At 67.8% G+C, this 15,949-nt stretch carries 12 protein-coding genes and 1 tRNA gene; 6 read left to right on the top strand and 7 right to left on the bottom strand.

Translation table 11 applies throughout. The annotated features are described in order from the left end of the window. Positions 1–238: 238 nt before the first annotated feature. Positions 239–670 (top strand): hypothetical protein, encoded by a 432-nt coding sequence (locus tag ABGB01_RS28245; RefSeq protein WP_347776546.1) that lies wholly within the window; start codon positions 239–241, stop codon positions 668–670. 938 nt (positions 671–1,608) lie between these two features. Here the strand turns inward: ABGB01_RS28245 and ABGB01_RS28240 are convergent. After that, entirely contained in the window at positions 1,609–2,064 is a 456-nt protein-coding gene (locus ABGB01_RS28240; protein WP_347776545.1) for a GntR family transcriptional regulator, read from the bottom strand. Between the two features lie 137 nt (positions 2,065–2,201). Here ABGB01_RS28240 and ABGB01_RS28235 point away from each other — a divergent pair, with 137 nt between their 5' ends. From ABGB01_RS28235 to ABGB01_RS28225, 3 genes are all read left to right on the top strand, one after another. Continuing rightward, positions 2,202–2,474 carry a hypothetical protein gene (locus ABGB01_RS28235; protein WP_347776544.1) on the top strand — a complete coding sequence of 91 codons (273 nt, stop codon included), beginning with the start codon at positions 2,202–2,204 and terminating at the stop codon, positions 2,472–2,474. Positions 2,475–3,408: 934 nt separating this feature from the next. After that, the gene (locus tag ABGB01_RS28230; RefSeq protein ID WP_347776543.1) at positions 3,409–3,921 is read left to right on the top strand and encodes a DUF6461 domain-containing protein; all 513 of its coding nucleotides are present in this window, start codon (positions 3,409–3,411) and stop codon (positions 3,919–3,921) included. Positions 3,922–5,330: 1,409 nt separating this feature from the next. Then, positions 5,331–6,461, top strand: a complete 1,131-nt coding sequence (locus ABGB01_RS28225; RefSeq protein WP_347776542.1) for a site-specific integrase — start codon at positions 5,331–5,333, stop codon at positions 6,459–6,461. A 236-nt stretch (positions 6,462–6,697) separates the two neighbouring features. On the opposite strand, the gene ABGB01_RS28220 is transcribed toward ABGB01_RS28225, so the two are convergent. After that, positions 6,698–6,782: transfer RNA gene (locus ABGB01_RS28220), tRNA-Tyr, on the bottom strand. Positions 6,783–7,235: 453 nt separating this feature from the next. Here ABGB01_RS28220 and ABGB01_RS28215 point away from each other — a divergent pair. Both ABGB01_RS28215 and ABGB01_RS28210 read left to right on the top strand, forming a co-directional pair. Next, positions 7,236–7,736 (top strand): YajQ family cyclic di-GMP-binding protein, encoded by a 501-nt coding sequence (locus tag ABGB01_RS28215; protein WP_347617122.1) that lies wholly within the window; start codon positions 7,236–7,238, stop codon positions 7,734–7,736. A 137-nt stretch (positions 7,737–7,873) separates the two neighbouring features. Continuing rightward, positions 7,874–8,347: an NUDIX domain-containing protein gene (locus tag ABGB01_RS28210; protein ID WP_347776541.1), complete on the top strand. Its 474-nt coding sequence runs from the start codon at positions 7,874–7,876 to the stop codon at positions 8,345–8,347. Here the strand turns inward: ABGB01_RS28210 and ABGB01_RS28205 are convergent. The 5 genes from ABGB01_RS28205 to ABGB01_RS28185 form a co-directional block, all read right to left on the bottom strand. Then, complete coding sequence (locus tag ABGB01_RS28205) at positions 8,322–9,812, bottom strand: hypothetical protein (protein WP_347776540.1); 1,491 nt, start codon at positions 9,810–9,812, stop codon at positions 8,322–8,324. The genes ABGB01_RS28210 and ABGB01_RS28205 overlap by 26 nt on opposite strands. 2 nt (positions 9,813–9,814) lie before the next feature. Then, the gene (htpX, locus tag ABGB01_RS28200; protein ID WP_347776539.1) at positions 9,815–10,666 is read right to left on the bottom strand and encodes a zinc metalloprotease HtpX; all 852 of its coding nucleotides are present in this window, start codon (positions 10,664–10,666) and stop codon (positions 9,815–9,817) included. A 117-nt stretch (positions 10,667–10,783) separates the two neighbouring features. Further along, positions 10,784–12,325, bottom strand: a complete 1,542-nt coding sequence (locus ABGB01_RS28195; RefSeq protein WP_347776538.1) for an NADH-quinone oxidoreductase subunit N — start codon at positions 12,323–12,325, stop codon at positions 10,784–10,786. After that, positions 12,322–13,977: an NADH-quinone oxidoreductase subunit M gene (locus ABGB01_RS28190; protein ID WP_347776537.1), complete on the bottom strand. Its 1,656-nt coding sequence runs from the start codon at positions 13,975–13,977 to the stop codon at positions 12,322–12,324. The genes ABGB01_RS28195 and ABGB01_RS28190 overlap by 4 nt, the downstream gene beginning before the upstream one ends. After that, positions 13,977–15,902, bottom strand: coding sequence for an NADH-quinone oxidoreductase subunit L (locus tag ABGB01_RS28185; RefSeq protein ID WP_347776536.1), 1,926 nt, complete (start codon positions 15,900–15,902; stop codon positions 13,977–13,979). Before ABGB01_RS28185 ends, ABGB01_RS28190 begins: the two co-directional genes overlap by 1 nt. Positions 15,903–15,949: the final 47 nt, after the last annotated feature.

Here is a 15,949-nt window from a genome sequence, read left to right as displayed (position 1 = left end):
ACAGGCCGCGACCCCGCGCGCGGCGGCTTCGCCATGTTCAAAAACGCGCCCTCACCTGCGAATCCGACCATCGTCGAGGAATTAGACCGCAAAATGATCAGGTCGAATCACGTCGTGGATCCAGGCTAAGGTCTGCTTGCGGGCCCGGATGTAGCGCTCCGTCGTCCGGCATACCGTCGCTATACCGCCGTTTCCTACGCTCGGGACCGCCAATGTAAAGCGACCCCAGGGGGAGATCGTGAAGCCAGCGCTGAAGAACAAGTTCCGGTGGTCCGCTGCCGTCGTGAGCGGCCTTGCCGCCGCGGCGGTCGGGCTTACGGTGCACGCGCCCGGCGCCCAGGCCGCCGACGTTCTTTCGGACCCGAGCAAGGCGAGCAATGTGAAAACCAAGGACACTGACACGGTCTGGTCGGGTCCGGCAGGACTGAAGTGTCAGGTCCGCACCGGCACCTATAAGGGCAAGACGTACGTCTGGGGCCGCATGACCAAGGGGCGCACAGGCGAGTTCAAGGAGCTGAAGAACGGCGTCGGGATGAAATCCGAATCGGTCAACCTGGGCTCGGGCCAGACGCACTACAGCCGTGGTGTACCGCTGAGAAAGAACTACACCTACCGCACGACGTTCTTTGACGGTCAGTATCGTTGCAAGGCCGAGTGGACCTACAAGTAACCGTGCGTACGCCCTGGCCCGTCGGAGAAGCCGGCGGCTGAGGCGGCAAGACCACCTTGGGCCACGACACCTCATCCCAAGGGGGCAACGCTGCTCGCTCACCTCGCCGTAGCCGGCGCCGCAGCGCTGCTCGACCTCGGCATCCATCATCATCTGCGCCATCCGCACGACCATCTCGCGCAGCACATCGAGTGAGGCCTGGGCCAGAGTCTCGTCGAACCACTCACCCTAGGCAGGCAGAATGTCTTTAGCGGCCACTTCTCGTTCTCCTTCTTTGCCTTCGACAGCTGTGAAGGATCGCGGAGTGGCCGCCCTCATGTCACATCGATCTTCCCTCACGGGCATCAAGGTGATGTACAGGTTCAAACCCGTACACCACTCCCGTGGACGCTAACAGGTGCGCAGCATCCTGGAACGTCTCGACTCGCAGCACCTGCCTGAGTACATCGAACAACCTGAAGCCCTGGAGCGGCGTCAGTCGCAGGCGATGGAGCAGATCTGACTCCGCTTCATCTTCGTGGTCGGTTGCTCGACATCTCCTTCACCGGCACGGACCATGTCTTCCGGCTGAGTAATAAGCGTGTGGAGGCATTCTCCGGAGTCGCGACCGATCTTTTCACTCTCCTATCTCCAAGAATCGCAAATGGAAAACTGACACCGGGCAGAGTCGAAAAGTACCGCGAAGACGTTTACGCCAGGCGCAGGTGCTGGCCCGAACAGGCATGGGATGAGAAGTGGAAAGGCCCCGACTCGGTACATGAGGATGGAACCGTCCGAGCTATGCGCCTACTACCAGGCTCGATCACGCAGCCTCGGTCCGCACAATCCGCAGAATCGGCACAACGGGGCATTCGCGCACTCACCAGCGCAGCTGCATAACACAACCAACCAGTCAGCAGATTGCCGCAGTATTCCGCAGAACCGCCGCCCGCCGAGGATCACTCACCCGGCGGCGCATCTTCGGTGATCAGCTCCACCTGATCCCCGCGCAGAACCCTGCGATGTTTCCGCGGCCCCGGCACGACCTCGAACACCGGCACACCCTCCGGCATCCCGCCGAACTCCCGCAGCTCCACAGACGTGGCCAGCTCTCGCCGCTCGTCCGGCGTCGGCATGCGCGTGATCACCCGCGCCCCGGTCGGCACCGGGTACGGCTCGCGGGTCGGCTCAACGGCCACCATCGACCCCCGCTTGCGCACCGTGGTGATCTGCCCCTCGGCGCGAAGGTGGGCCAGGGCTTCGCGTACGGTGTCGCGGCCCACCTCGTACATCTGTGAGAGCTGAGCCTCCGAGGGCAACCACGCTCCGGGCCGGTAGCGGCCGGCCGTGATGTCGTCTCGGATCGCAGCCGCGACCTGCCGGTAGACCGGCACCCCAGAGCTGTAGTCGATCACGGCAGACAAGTGTCACAGGGCCATATGGCCATGAGCCTTGTGGCCATGAGGCCCTAGCGTTAACGTGGGCAAACAGTCACCGGCGGAGATTTTCAAGGAACAGCTTATCCGAAATTATGACGAAAGACGCAAACCATATGACTACGGCTCGCGAGGCACTGTCTGACCCTGGTCTCCGTGGCGCGTTCAGGCGGTTCTACGTCTGGCGCGACTCCGACGGCGTATGGCACGCCAGGCCGCTCCCCAAGCTGACCAGCGAAGAGATCGCCTACCGGATCCTGCCGGAGCTGGTCGCCGACTCCCCCATCCAGCTCGCCTACAAGTGCACGTGGCAGCGGAGCCGCCGCAAAGTCCACCGCTACCTGCAGAAGTACGCCCAGAGGAGCGCGGCTCTTGAGTCAACCTCCTGAGCCGCCGCGAGTGCGATGGGAGCCGTACCAGGGTCCGTCCCGGGGCAACGCCCGGATCACGGAGACCTCGTGTTGCGGGGCCTACGAATGGGCTGCCCAGGGCAGGCACTTCCTCGTCCTGCGCCCCACCCGCGAACCGGGCCGCTATGAGGAGACGGCCAGGGGCCTGTACCGGCAGGCACGCGAGGTCTGGGCGGCACTCCTGACCTTTCATGCCCTCCAACACCAGCACGAGGAAGCTGCTCGCGCCGCCGCCGAGCGACAACACCGTGCTCGTGGAACTCGTGGTGAGCGAGCCGCGTGAGTCGCGTCCGCGTTCATGCGACGTGCCGCCCCGCAAGCATCGCTACCTGTGGAATCGGTCCCACGCCGCATGAACGCTCCAGCTTTCTGAAGCCTTGATCGATTGGAACCGCATTGGGAACGATCAGCCGTAGTCGGCCGGTGTCTGCCGTGGACGGCCGGACACAAAGCGAGAGGCCCGTCACCGCGTTTCCGCTGGTGACGGGCCTATTCCCGCTGGTGTGGCAGGTGCAAGGTTCGAACTTGCGTAGGCTGAGCCGACGGTTTTACAGCGGGTCGACGTCCCTAGCTGCATCAGGCCCCTGACCTCCGGGTACGGCTCTCGCTAGTCCGCTACCGGAGAAGATCATCCCGCGTATATCCCGCGAGGCGAAGGCAGGTACGATCATCCCTTCACGCCACCAGCCTCGACGTCACCGACGCCGGATTTCAAGATCCGGTAGACGTCGTGAGCATCTTCACCTGCTGGTCTTACCGTCGCGGTCACGTCCCGCACGACCCCACGTTACGGACCTGCGTGTCGCTGAGCAGGGAGCCCGGTGCCGTCTCTCAAGGTCGTCGTGCCAACTTTTCGTCGGACTCGCATGCCATCATCTCCATGATTTGTCCCGCGAGAACAGGATCCCCACCCATGAGCGGCTACGACTGGCTCGATGACGACGCGTTCTGCGCGACCTTCGTCCGCGGTCTCACCCCGCACGAGGCACTGGCCCGCCTTGGCATTGACGTATTCGACGGGGATGATGAGGAAGGCGATTTCGAGGAAGGGCTCATCTGCGCCCGGTCGGCCGAGGGCGGGACCATTCTGAGCGAGTCGAACGGCTTCGTTGGCACGCTGCCCGAGGTGCTGCGACCCTTGTCGGCGGGGACGGTCACGGCGAGTGTCTTCGTCAACGTGAACAGGGTCGCGTCCTTCGACCATTACGCCGACGGTCGCAACATCCTAACCTTCGATCCGCTGTTCGGCGGCGACGAGGACGGCATCCCAGAGGACTACCTGGCCGACCGGATCGAGCTCGGGCTGGCCGGCGACAAGTCGGAGGGCGGGCTCGCCGCTGCGCTGCTGCTGGCCGAGCGCATCACCGAGGTGCGGCCGAACGCGTCAAGTGACGTGGTGGCCGCCCATGGCGTTTTCGAATACTGAGGCACCTTGCTGTCGGCCCATCGCAAACGCAGCAGGCCAACGAAGCGACCAAACCGCATTAGCAGCTCGGAGGGCCATCGTTCCGGAGAGTCCCATCTGGACCACATCTGGACCAACGCCCATCGCCGGTCTTCCTCGAACGACCTGATACGCCAGTGAACTGCAACCCAAACTGCAACCCGACGGCGGCCACGCCCCGACAGTCTCCGAGGAGTAGAAGCCGCGCCCGTACTCCTCGTGAGGCTTCGTGAAGTCATCAGGCCGCACCTCCCGGAAATACTTGTAGCGCTCAGCGAACCTCTCGATAGCCTCATGGATCGTGTCGTCGAACTGGTTCCGCATGATCATCAGACGGGGACGCAGGTCAAAGCCCCTACGAGCCAAGATCCCTGCGATTCCCAAGCTGATAGCGCGGGAAGATGCTCTTGTGGGAGATCTCTGAGGTGCCGTTGATGATCACATCGTCCGTGGACGTATCCTTCCGGTTTTGATGGCACGCTAATGGCACGACGATCAGCCCGCGACTTGGGGCTTCTCGCGCGACCAGCACACGCCGGCCGCCTGATCATCCCGTCTGCCGTCGACCCGCCCGAAGGGGAAGCGGGCCAGGGCCACGGGTACCAGATGGAGCGCCCCACCGGACGAACGATTTGGTGCCCGTGGGCCCTGGTCTGCTCGGCTTGTCCCGGGTCGATGGCGGGCGGGATGATCAGGCTTCCACCTCAGCCATCAGCGAGTTCGACGTATCGTCGGACCATCATCCCGGAGTCGGAGGCCCCGCCGGAGGCGTCTCCAAACCTTGATCTGATCACTCCATGGCCCTGTCGAGCCACGTTGCGACTGCTAGGGCGATTGCGAGCCCGGTTGTGACGCCCGCTCCCTCGCCGTAATCAAGCCCCGTGGGAACTCCCGCGACGAAGGCCGCCGCTATGGACAGGCCGATAATAATCACCCAACGTTGGGAAAGTCTGGGCGGGGCACCATCTGCGGAAGCCTTTTTACAGGCCATCGAAACGACTGCACAAGCCACGTCCCTCCATGCCTTGGTATAGGTCGTCGACTTCACGACAACCGTCCTCGGCACACAGAGTCTCAAGCTCCATCTCCGTTGTAGAGCCCCAGATAAGTTAGCAAGTTTCAGGTGTCTGACCAGGAGGTTCACCCGAAAGCCCTCTTGAGAGTTAACACCGAGGTTCGCGCACCTGCCGTACAGATCCTCCGACCTCGAATCTTTCGATCATGCTACTCGGCGGCGCGGCGCTCGGCCGATGGGTTTCGTGGGTACGGCGTGGCCGGCTACGGCGATGCCCTGCGCAGCGCCCGCGCCGTGACCGGCCCCCAGGCCGCAGCGCGGCGCGGGGACGCTGGCGCGGGGCGTACGGCGGCGCGGCGCGCCGCCGCTTGACTTCGTGAAGGCGTACGTCGAAGCACGCTGGCCGTACGCGGCGGCCAAGAGCCGTGACAGCATGTCCGACGCCCTCGCGACAGCTCTCCCGGCGCTGACGACGGACAAGGCAGGACGGCCGGAAGCTGCCCTTCTCCGTACTGCCCTGCGCCAGTACATCCTGATGCCTGAGGGCAAGCGGCGCGCTATGCCTGCCGACATCGCGCGGGCCGTCCGCTGGCTGGAGGTGGCATCGCTCAACATGGAAGACCTCAACGAGACCAAGGCCGTACGCCCGGCTCTCGACGCCCTCGCACTTCGCCTCGACGGCAAGCAGGCCGGTGCCAACACGATCAGACGGAAGCGCGCCGTCCTCCACCACGTCTTCGAGTACGCGGTGGAGCTGGAAGAGCTGCCGTCCAACCCGCTGCACCGGATCAAGTGGAAGCTACCGAAGACGACCGAGACCGTGGATCCGCGCGTGGTGGTCAATCCTCGTCAGGCCAGGGAACTGCTCGTGGCGCTCACCTACGTCGGCAAGCGCCAGCGCGACGGGAAAGGACGAGGCCGGCGGTTGATGGCCATGTTCGCCTGTATGTACTTCGCGGCTCTCCGGCCCGGCGAGGCGGTCAGTCTTCGTGAGCAGGACTGCTACCTCCCGCCGACGGGTTGGGGACGGCTCACCCTCGACGGCTCACGCCCTGAGGTAAACCGTCGGTGGACCGACACGGGTGACGCTCATGAGCGGCGTGGGCTCAAGCATCGAGGGGAGGATGACGTCCGTCGGATCCCGATCCCTCCGGAACTGGTCAAGATCCTTCGGCAACACATCGAAGAGTTCGGCGTCGCTCCTGACGGGCGGCTGTTCCGCAGTGAGCGCGGCGGCGTGGTCGCCTCGACGGCCTACACCGAGGTCTGGCAGGAAGCCCGCGCCCTGGCTTTCACGCCCGCCCAGGTCGCCTCACCGCTCGCCCGGCGACCTTACGACCTTCGACACGCGGCCGTCTCACTGTGGCTCAATGGCGGCGTACCGGCTCCGGAGGTGGCGGCCCGTGCCGGCCACGGGGTGGATGTCCTGCTCCGCGTCTACGCCAAGTGCATCGACGGCCAGGAGGACATCGTCAACCAGCGGATCGCGGACGTACTGACCGCATGAGATCACGAACAGCACCATTCGAAGGGCTCCGGCTTTCCCCGGGGCCTTTCGGCCTTGCAGGGCCGCGTCATCCCGCGCATACTCCGGATCATGGGCATCGACCTGGGGGAACGCCCCCGGATCCATCCCGCGTATATCCCGTGACCACCGACAAACGGCCGCTCAGGGCTGCATCTGGCTGCACACCTCTGAAATGCAGAAGAGGCCCCGTAGGGCCTCTGAGCTGCACTTACTGCTGGTGGCAGGTGCAAGGTTCGAACTTGCGTAGGCTGAGCCGACGGTTTTACAGACCGCTCCCTTTGGCCACTCGGGCAACCTGCCGTGTCTTCCGCTCTCGCGGCGACAGACAGAAGGATAGCGGACTTCCGAGGTGTACGTGACACCGGTTTGTCCCGGGCCGGGTCCTGATCGCGTGCCACACAGGCACTGGCCGGTCCTTCGGCGCGTGCAACATCCTCCGTACGCGGCCGTGTCGTGTCGGGACGCCTCCGGGAAGGCCGTCGCGGCGCTCCGTGAAGGGCCTCGGGATGTTTTTCGGCAGGGCCGTGGGGACGCTCCCGAGAGGGTCGGGGAAGTGTTCACCGCGAGTGCATGAACCTCCGTGGTCACGCCGGCGTGGGCCTCCGTGGCGACGCGCCGCGTGAACCTGCGTGGGGAGCTACGGGTTGGGGGCCTGCATGGCGGGCCGATGCTGGCTAGGCTCGTGCGCTGGGTCCGCGCCTTGGCGTACGCCGTGCCGGCGGGATCCGGAGAGTGCTTTCGCAGCTAGAGAGGATGGGTGTTTTGGCTGATTCGTCGTTCGACATCGTCAGCAAGATCGACCGGCAGGAGGTCGACAACGCTCTGAACCAGACGGTCAAGGAGCTCGGGCACCGTTTCGACTTCAAGGGCACCGGGGCGGCCATCAGCTGGTCCGGGCAGGAGAACATCGAGGTCAAGGCGAACAGCGAGGAGCGGGCCAACGCCGCACTCGACGTGTTCAAGGACAAGGTGGTCAAGCGGGGCCTGTCGCTGAAGATTCTCGATGCGGGCGAGCCCAAGCTGTCGGGCAAGGAATATCGCCTGATGGTCGCCCTGAAGGAGGGCATCGACCAGGAGAACGCCAAGAAGATTTCGAAGATGATCCGCGATGAGGGGCCGAAGGGGGTCAAGGCGCAGATTCAGGGTGAGGAGCTGCGGGTCAGTTCGAAGAAAAAGGATGACCTTCAGGACGTCATCGCGCTGCTCAAGGGCAAGGACCTGGACATCGCCCTGCAGTTCGTCAACTACCGCTAGTTCGCGGGCGTGGAACCGCGACGGCTCCGGAGGTGGCTGAGGGGCATCCGGGGCACATGGCCGGGCGCGGCGTTCTCGTACGAGGGCGGCGTTGCCCCGCCTGTGCCTCGGGTCCGGCCCGCCTATGCTCGGTTGTCGTGACGAAGATCCCCCTGCGCCGCTTCACGGCACGTGCCCTGCCCCTTGATGATCAGGATCGCGTTCTGCTGCTTCACGGTTTCGATCCTGCTCGCCCTGATCAGCCGTTCTGGTTCACGATCGGCGGGGCCGCCGAGGGCGGCGAGACGTTGCAGGAGGCGGCGGCGCGGGAGTTGTTCGAGGAGGTCGGGATCCGGGCGGATGTGAGTCAGTTCACCGGTCCGTACGGATCCAGCGTGATCGAGTTCGAGTGGTCCGACTACGCCATCACGCAGGATCAGACGTTCTTCGCGATCAGGGTCGGATCCGACGCGGCGGTGTCGTTCGAGCACATGGAGCAGATCGAGAAGGACACGACGACCGCCTACCGCTGGTGGAGCGTGGCGGAGCTCGAGAGCACCCGCGAGGTGTTCTTCCCCGGGAATCTCGCGGAGATCCTGCGGAAGATCACTGCGGGCGGAGGACTCGCGTAGCGCCCGCGATCAGCGCCGTCGCCAGGATCCAGCCGCAGACGATCAGCCCGTACGCGAGCCACTGCGTCCAGCCCGCCGGGTCGAACATCTCCCGTTGCCCGAACGCCGGGATCGGGAGTAACAGGTCGAAGCTGTAGGCGAACGGGTTGAAATCGGGGCTCTCGGCGGGTTTGAGGGCCCTGGGCGGGTTGAGTGCGAAGACGACCGTTCCGACGGCCAGCAGGAGCGTGAACCACATGCCGGCCAGCCACGGCCGGTAGCCGTACCCGACGGCGGCGTCGAGCAGCCGTCCCCACATCCGGCCGCCCAGCCCCTGAGTCTGCCGCCTGGCGCGCAGCTTGGCGAGTTGGGTGCGGCGGGCGAGCGCGTCGTTGCCGTCGCTGAGGTACCACGCGGCCAGTTGTTCGTACGGCTGCGGCCGGAACCCCTCCGGGTCGCGCGTCACCCACTCGATGCGCCGGGCCACGCCAGAACCGCGCAGACGGTCGTACGTGAGGCCGTTGAGGCGGAGCTTGTCCGGCCAGGTGTCGGGGCTGTCGTACAGGGTGCCGACCGTGGTGTGGGCGAGGGTGACGACGCCGTCGATGGGCTCCGACGGTGCGAGGGACAGCTCGCGAACCTCCATGTGGCTCGCGTGGAGTGCGTAGCGGGTGTCGGGGCTGCTGAGGACGCCGCCGAACGCGAGCGTGCCGTTGACGCGGGCGCCGCGTAACCGTACGCAGCCGGTTGCCTGAAATCCGCCGGTGCAGCGCATGCTGTCTTCGACGACCATGTTGTCGGCGGTCAGGGCGTCCTTGCCGGGATTGCGGAGAGTGGCGCCGTCGAGAAAGAATCCCCCGTTCAGGCGGGAACCGACCAGGCTGACGCCGCCGGTGAGGTCGGCGTTGCGCATGTACATGCCGGAGTCGACGACGATGGAGTTCGCGTAGAGCGCCCACTCGCCGTCGTCGGACACCACCTTGGTGCCGCCCAGCCACAGGCCGCTCTCGAACTGGGCCCGGCTCACGCGGACGGTGCCGGTGATGTGGGAGCCCGAGAGGCTGAGGTGTCCTGCGACCCGCATGCCGCCGCCGCTGAGGCCCGGGAAGTGGCAGTCGGTCAGGCGGATCGTGCGGGTGGCGGAGCCGGTGAGCTGGATGGGTTCGTCCAGATGGCAGCCGCTCAGGATGAGTTCGTACGGAATCGTGCCGCCGACGATCGACAGCCGGCCGGTGATCCTGGCGCCGCGCAGGCGCAGGGCCGGCGCGGCGCCCCCACCGTCGTCACGGGCGCCGAGCAGCAGCCGGGTGATCACCTCGGCCCTGATCGTACGGTCGGGGCCCCAGGTGTGGCCGTCGGTGGGCGCGTTCGTCCCCGCCGGGCGGCCGGCACTGATGTCCAACGGGCCCAACTCGACGAGCCGGCCCATGGGGAAGGCGTCCCAGAGCTTGCGCTCCGCCTTGGTCAATCGTGGAAATCGGCCCATCGTCAACGACGATATCCGGCCATGCGCTCAAGTCGGGCAACTCGCTCGGAGGTGGGCGGGTGGGTGGAGAACAGGCGGCCGAAGCCGGAGCCGCTGAACGGGTTGGCGATCATCATGTGGGAGGCCGAGGTGAGGCGGCTGTTCTCCGGAAGTGGGAGGCGGCGGGCGCCGAGTTCGATCTTGCGGAGCGCCGAGGCCAGCGCGAGCGGGTCGCCTGTGAGCCGGGCGCCCGACTCGTCGGCCTGGAACTCCCTCGCGCGCGAGATCGCCATCTGCACCATTCCGGCCGCGACCGGCCCGAGCACCATCATCAGCAGCGCGCCGAGGAAACCCGGCCCCTCGTCGTCATCCGACCCGCCGAAGAACACGGCCACATAGCTGAGCCAAGTGATCATCGTGGCCAGCGCACCGGCCACCGAGGAGACGAGAATGTCGCGGTTGTACACGTGTGACAGCTCGTGCCCGATCACACCGCGCAACTCCGCCTCGTCGAGCAGCTGGGTCAGTCCGTACGTCACGCACACCACGGCCTTGCGCGGGCTCCGCCCCGTCGCGAACGCGTTGGGCTGCACGGTCGGCGAGATGTACAGGCGCGGCATCGGCTGCCTGGCCTGCGTCGACAGCTCGCGGACGATCCGGTAGAGCGTAGGGTGCTCGACCTCGCCGACCGGCCGGGCGCGCATGGCCGAAAGGGCGATGCGGTCGGAGAAGAAGTAGGCGACGCCGTTGGTCGCCAGGGCGAGCACCAGCGCCACCTGCACACCGGTGCCGCCGCCCAACCACGCGCCCACCGCCACAATGAACGCCGACAATCCGCCGAGCAGAACGGCGGTGCGCAGACCGTTGTGGTGCAAGGCTCCCCCTCTCGTGCCTGGGTTCACCTCAGTCCAACGATGATGACCCGGTGCTTCGTTCCCCGGCGTGCTCAACTGAAGGCAGAGCGCGACCTTTCACCCGCGTGTCATCGTGCGTCAACCGAACGCGGACAGAGCGGTGACGTCGAGAACCAGCTGCGGCGCGACCGAGAACAGCACGGCGACCGCCACGGCGATCCCGATGGCCGGCAGGGTCGCCGGGAAGGTGCGCCGCGACGCGGGCTCCGGCACGAGCTCCGGCTCTGGGGCCACGGCGAACAGGCGCGCCGTCCAGACGGCGTAGTAGTAGAGGCCGATCACGGTGTTGACCGCCATGACCAGCGCCAGCCAGCCGGAGCCGCCCTCGACGAGCTCGCGGAAGACGAACACCTTCGCGAAGAGCCCGGCCAACCCCGGCGGGAGCCCCGCCAGGCAGATCAGGCAGAACGCCAGCGCGAGCCCGGCGGCGGGACGGCGGAACACCAGCCCGCGGTAGTCGTCGAGCTCGTTGCGGGTGGTGGTCTTCGAGACGAGCATGACGACCGCGAACGCGCCCAGATTCATCGCGGCGTAGATCACGAGGTAGGCCATGGACGCGCCGATCGCGGTGACGCCGTCGGCGGTGACCGTCACGGCGAGCGGGGCCAGGATGTAGCCGGACTGCGCCACCGACGACCAGGCCAGCAGGCGCACGGCCGAGCGCTGGCGCAGGGCCAGCAGGTTGCCCGCGGTCATGGTCAGCGCGGCGAGGATCGCGATGATCGGGACCCACGTGGCGGCCTGCCCGGACAGCGCGGCCACCAGTACGAGGATCAGGCCCGCGAACCCGGCCGCCTTGGAGATGACCGAGAGCAGCGCGGCCACGGGCACGGGCGCGCCCTGGTAGACGTCCGCCGCCCAGGAGTGGAACGGCACGGCGGCGATCTTGAACGCGAATCCCGCCACGACGAACATGACGCCGACCGTGCCGACCGCGGGCAGCTCGCCCTGGACGAGCGCCACGCCGGGCGCCTGGACCTGACCGCCGAAGACGGCCTCCAGGCGGGACAGGAAGACCGTTCCCGCGATGCCGTACAGCAGGGAGACCCCGAACAGCATGACGGCGGTCGACACCACCGACACGACGAACAGCTTCACCGCGGCCTCTGAGGAGCGGCCGTCGTAGCGTTTGAGCGCGGTGAGGGCGAAGACCGGCAGCGAGACCAGCTCCAGCGCCACCACGAGCATGATCAGGTCGCGGGAGGCCGGCAGGGTGACCGCGCCGGCGAACGTGCACAGGAGCAGGAAATACCACTCGCCCACCGGGATGCCGCCGCCGGCCAGCTCGGTCATCGACAACAGCACGACGACCACGGCCGCGACCAGCACCATGCCCGCGAACACCAGCGTGAACCGGTCGGCCACGAACGAACACTGCGCCGTCGCCGGGTCCGCGAGGCGAGGCGGGACGCAGAACGTCGACCGCGGCGTGCCGCCCCCGGCCGCCTGGGCGACCACGAAGCCCAGCGAGACCAGCACGCCCGCCAGCGTGACGAGCCCCAGCACGCCCCTCGTGCGCGGGCGGGCCGGGAGGAACGCGTCGAGCAGCAGCACCAGGCCGGCCGCCAGCGCGAGCACCAGCGGGGGCGCGATGACGAAATAGTCGATCTGCTGGATCACGAGGCGCCTCCCAGCAGGATCTGCACGGCCGGGGTGGTGAGCGACAGCAGGAGGCCCGGCCAGAGCCCGAAGAGCAGGATCAGCACCACGAGCGGCGTCCAGGCCAGCAGCTCGTGGGTACGGACGTCGTCCGGCTGATCCCTGATCTCGGCCGGCCGGCCGCCGACGGCGAGCGGCGCCGCCGGGCGCTCGTCGGGGGTGTCATGGGCGTCGCCATCCGGTGCGTCCGGAGTGCCCCCGCCCGGTGACGGACCGCCCGCGCCCTGGAGGACCCGCTCCGCCGGGCGGGCGGGGCGACCGTGGGTGACGCGGGACAACATGACCAGGAAGTACGCCGCCGTCAGCACCGCGCCCAGGCCGCCGATCACCATGTAGGTGAGGAACAGCGGGCGCGGCAGGACGTTCGCCGGCTGGAAGGCGCCGAACAGCGCCAGCATCTCCCCCCAGAACCCGGCCAGGCCTGGCAGCCCGAGCGAGGCGATCGACGCGAACGTGAGCACCGAACCCAGCCGGGGCACCGTGGCCAGCAGGCCGCCGCCCAGCGACGGCATGTCGGCGGTGTGGTAGCGGTCTTTGACCGCCCCGGCCAGGAAGAACAGCAGGCCGGTGATCAGGCCGTGGGCGACGTTGGCGAAGAGGGCGCCGTTGATGCCCACGGGGGTCAGCGTGGCGAAGCCCAGCAGGACGAAGCCCATGTGGCCGACCGAGGAGTAGGCGATCATGCGCTTGAGGTCGCGCTGCGCCAGGCAGGCGAGGGCACCGTAAACGATGCCGACGACGGCGAGCGCTCCGAGCCACGGCGCCACGGCCGCGGCCCCCTCGGGAAGGATGGGGATGGCGATCCTGGCGAAGCCGTACGTGCCCATCTTGAGCAGCACCCCGGCGAGCAGCACGGAGCCCACCGTGGGAGCCTCGGTGTGGGCGTCGGGCAGCCAGGTGTGCAGCGGCCACATGGGCGTCTTGACCGCCAGGCCCACCCCGATCGCCACGAACGCCAGGATCTGTACGGATCTCGCCATGCCGGCGCCGTGGGCCGCGGCCAGCGCCTCGATGTCGAGCGTGCCGGTCTGCGCCCACACGAGCAGCAGGCCGAGCAGCATCACGACCGAGCCGAGCAGGGTGTACAGGATGAACTTGACCGACGCCGCCCTGCGCCCCTCGCCGCCCCAGATGCCGATCAGGAAATACATCGGGATGAGCACGACTTCGAAGAACACGAAGAAGAGCAGCAGGTCGAGGGCGAGGAACGTGCCGATCATGCCGACTTCGAGCACGAGCAGCGTGAACACGAGCGCTCTCGGCCGCGCTCTCATGAGCTGCTCGCCGGCCCGCGCGCGGCCCCAGCAGAGGTAGACGAAGCACAGGAACGTCAGCAGGGCCGTCAGCGCGACCAGCGGCAGCGAGATCCCGTCGACTCCGAGGTGGAAGCGGAGCCCCAGCCCGGCGATCCACGGCTGGTCGATCTCGAACTGCGGGCGCGCCGCCCGGCCGTAGTCGAACGCCGCCACCAGCAGCACGGCCAGCGCCAGCGTGACGCCGGACAGGACCAGCCCGTACGCGCGCAGATGGGGACGGAGCGCGCGCGGCGCGAGGATCAGCAGGAGCGCGCCGAGCAGCGGCACGGCCAGCAGCGCGACGGGAAGCCAGCCCATCATGTGAACATCACCGCCCCGACCGCGATCAGCAGGACACCGGCCAGCAGCCCGCTCACGTAGAGCTGCACGTTGCCGTTCTGGGCGAATCTCAGCGCTCCTGACAGGCCACGCGCCGACCTGCCCGCCCCGCGCACCGCGCCGTCCACGACCCGGTCGTCGGTGCTGACCACGAGCCTGGCCAGCACCATGACCGGGCGTACGAAGAGCGCGGCGTAGAGGCCGTCCACGTAGAACGCCCGCTCGCACGGCACCCGGAACGGCCCCAGCAGGCGGGCCGGGTCGGCGCCGGGGTCGATGCGCCAGAACGCGTAGACCGCCCCCGCCCCGAGCAGGGCGAGCACGACGCTGGTCGCCGCCACGCCCAGGGCGAGGTGCGGCTCGACGGCGAAGCCCAGCAGCAGGGCGGGAAGGGCGAGCAGGGCGACGGGCACGAGCATCGAGCGCGGGGCCTCCCTGCCGTCCACGACGTGGGCGGTGCCGGGCTCGGGCTCGGGAAGCGCCGCGGGTGTCGCCTCGCCGAAGAACGTACGGAGCCAGGCCCTGGCGGCGTACGCGCCGGTGACGGCCACGGTCGCGAGCGCGCAGGCGTACAGGAGCAGTGCGGCCGCGTCGGTGAGGACCCCGGTCGTGAGCGCGCCGTCCATCGCCACGAGAAGGCTGTCCTTGCTGAAGAAGCCGCTGGCCGGCGGGAGGCCCATCAGCGCGGCGAACCCGATCGTCGTCGCCACGAACGTGACCGGCAACTCCCGGCGCAGGCCACCCATCCGCGACATCAGGTTGGAGCCGACGTGGTGGATGACCACGCCCGCGCAGAGGAACAGCAGCGCCTTGAACGCCCCGTGCGTCACCAGGTGGAAGACGGCCGACGTGTCGGAGCCCGCGGCGAGCCCGCCGGCCATGTAGGCGAGCTGGCTGACCGTGGAGTAGGCGAGCACACGTTTCAGGTCGTCCTGCGCCAGCGCGGCCAGCGCGGCGCCCAGCATGCCCAGCGCGGCGATGACGGCCAGCACGTCGAGCGTGGGCCGGGCGGCCAGGAACGCGGGGAAGAGCCGGGCCACGATGAAGATCCCGGCGGCGACCATGGTCGCGGCGTGGATGAGGGCGCTGATCGGCGTCGGACCGGCCATCGCGTCGGGCAGCCAGGTGTGCAACGGCACCTGGGCGCTCTTGCCCGCCACCCCGGCCAGCAGCAACATCGTGGCCGTCACCAGGGTGGCCGGCGACATCTCCGGCACCTTCGCCAGCACGTCGGCGACGCGGAAGCTGCCCGCGGCCAGGCCCAGCACGAAGATGCCGAAGAGGAAGCCGACGTCGCCCAGGCGGGTGACGAGGAACGCCTTGACCGCCGCGCGCGAATTGCCGCGGTCTTCCCACCAGTGGCCGATGAGCAGGTAGGAGCAGAGCCCCATGATCTCCCAGCCCACGTAGAGGACCAGGAGGTCGCCCGCGTAGACGACCAGCAACATCGCGCTGGTGAAGAGGCTGATGAACGCGCTGTAGGAGGGGTAGCGCGGGTCGTCTTTGAGGTAGCCGACCGAGTAGGTCTGTACGGCCAGGGCGACGAGGGTCACCAGGACGCCGAGGATGCCCGACAGGTTGTCGGCCTGCAGGGTGAGCGAGATCGGCACGCCGCCGGTGACGATCGTGCCGTAGGTCTGGCCGGTGGGCGGCGATGTGGTCGCGCCCTCGCCGTTGAGGAAGGCGAACCCCGGGCCCCAGGCCAGCCCGATGGCCAGGACGGCGGAGGCGGCCGTGGGCAGGACGGCGATCCAGGCCGCCCTGGTGTTCGCCCGCGCGCCCGCCGCTCCTGCCCTGAGGTCTTCGGTTGCCGGTCCTCGGCTGCGGGGCAGGCGGGAGAGCAGCAGGCCCGCGAAGGCGGCGAGGAACGGCAGCAGGACCGCCAGCAGGGGGAAAGTCGTCATCGCCTGCCCCCTCGCGGGTCGGTGGACGTGCGTGGAGCAGTCCGTGG

It is taken from the genome of Nonomuraea sp. B5E05 (assembly GCF_039880665.1).
Classification (GTDB): Bacteria; Actinomycetota; Actinomycetes; order Streptosporangiales; family Streptosporangiaceae; genus Nonomuraea.
Note: the sequence above shows the minus strand (reverse complement) of the source record. Positions and strands in the feature narration are given on the sequence as shown.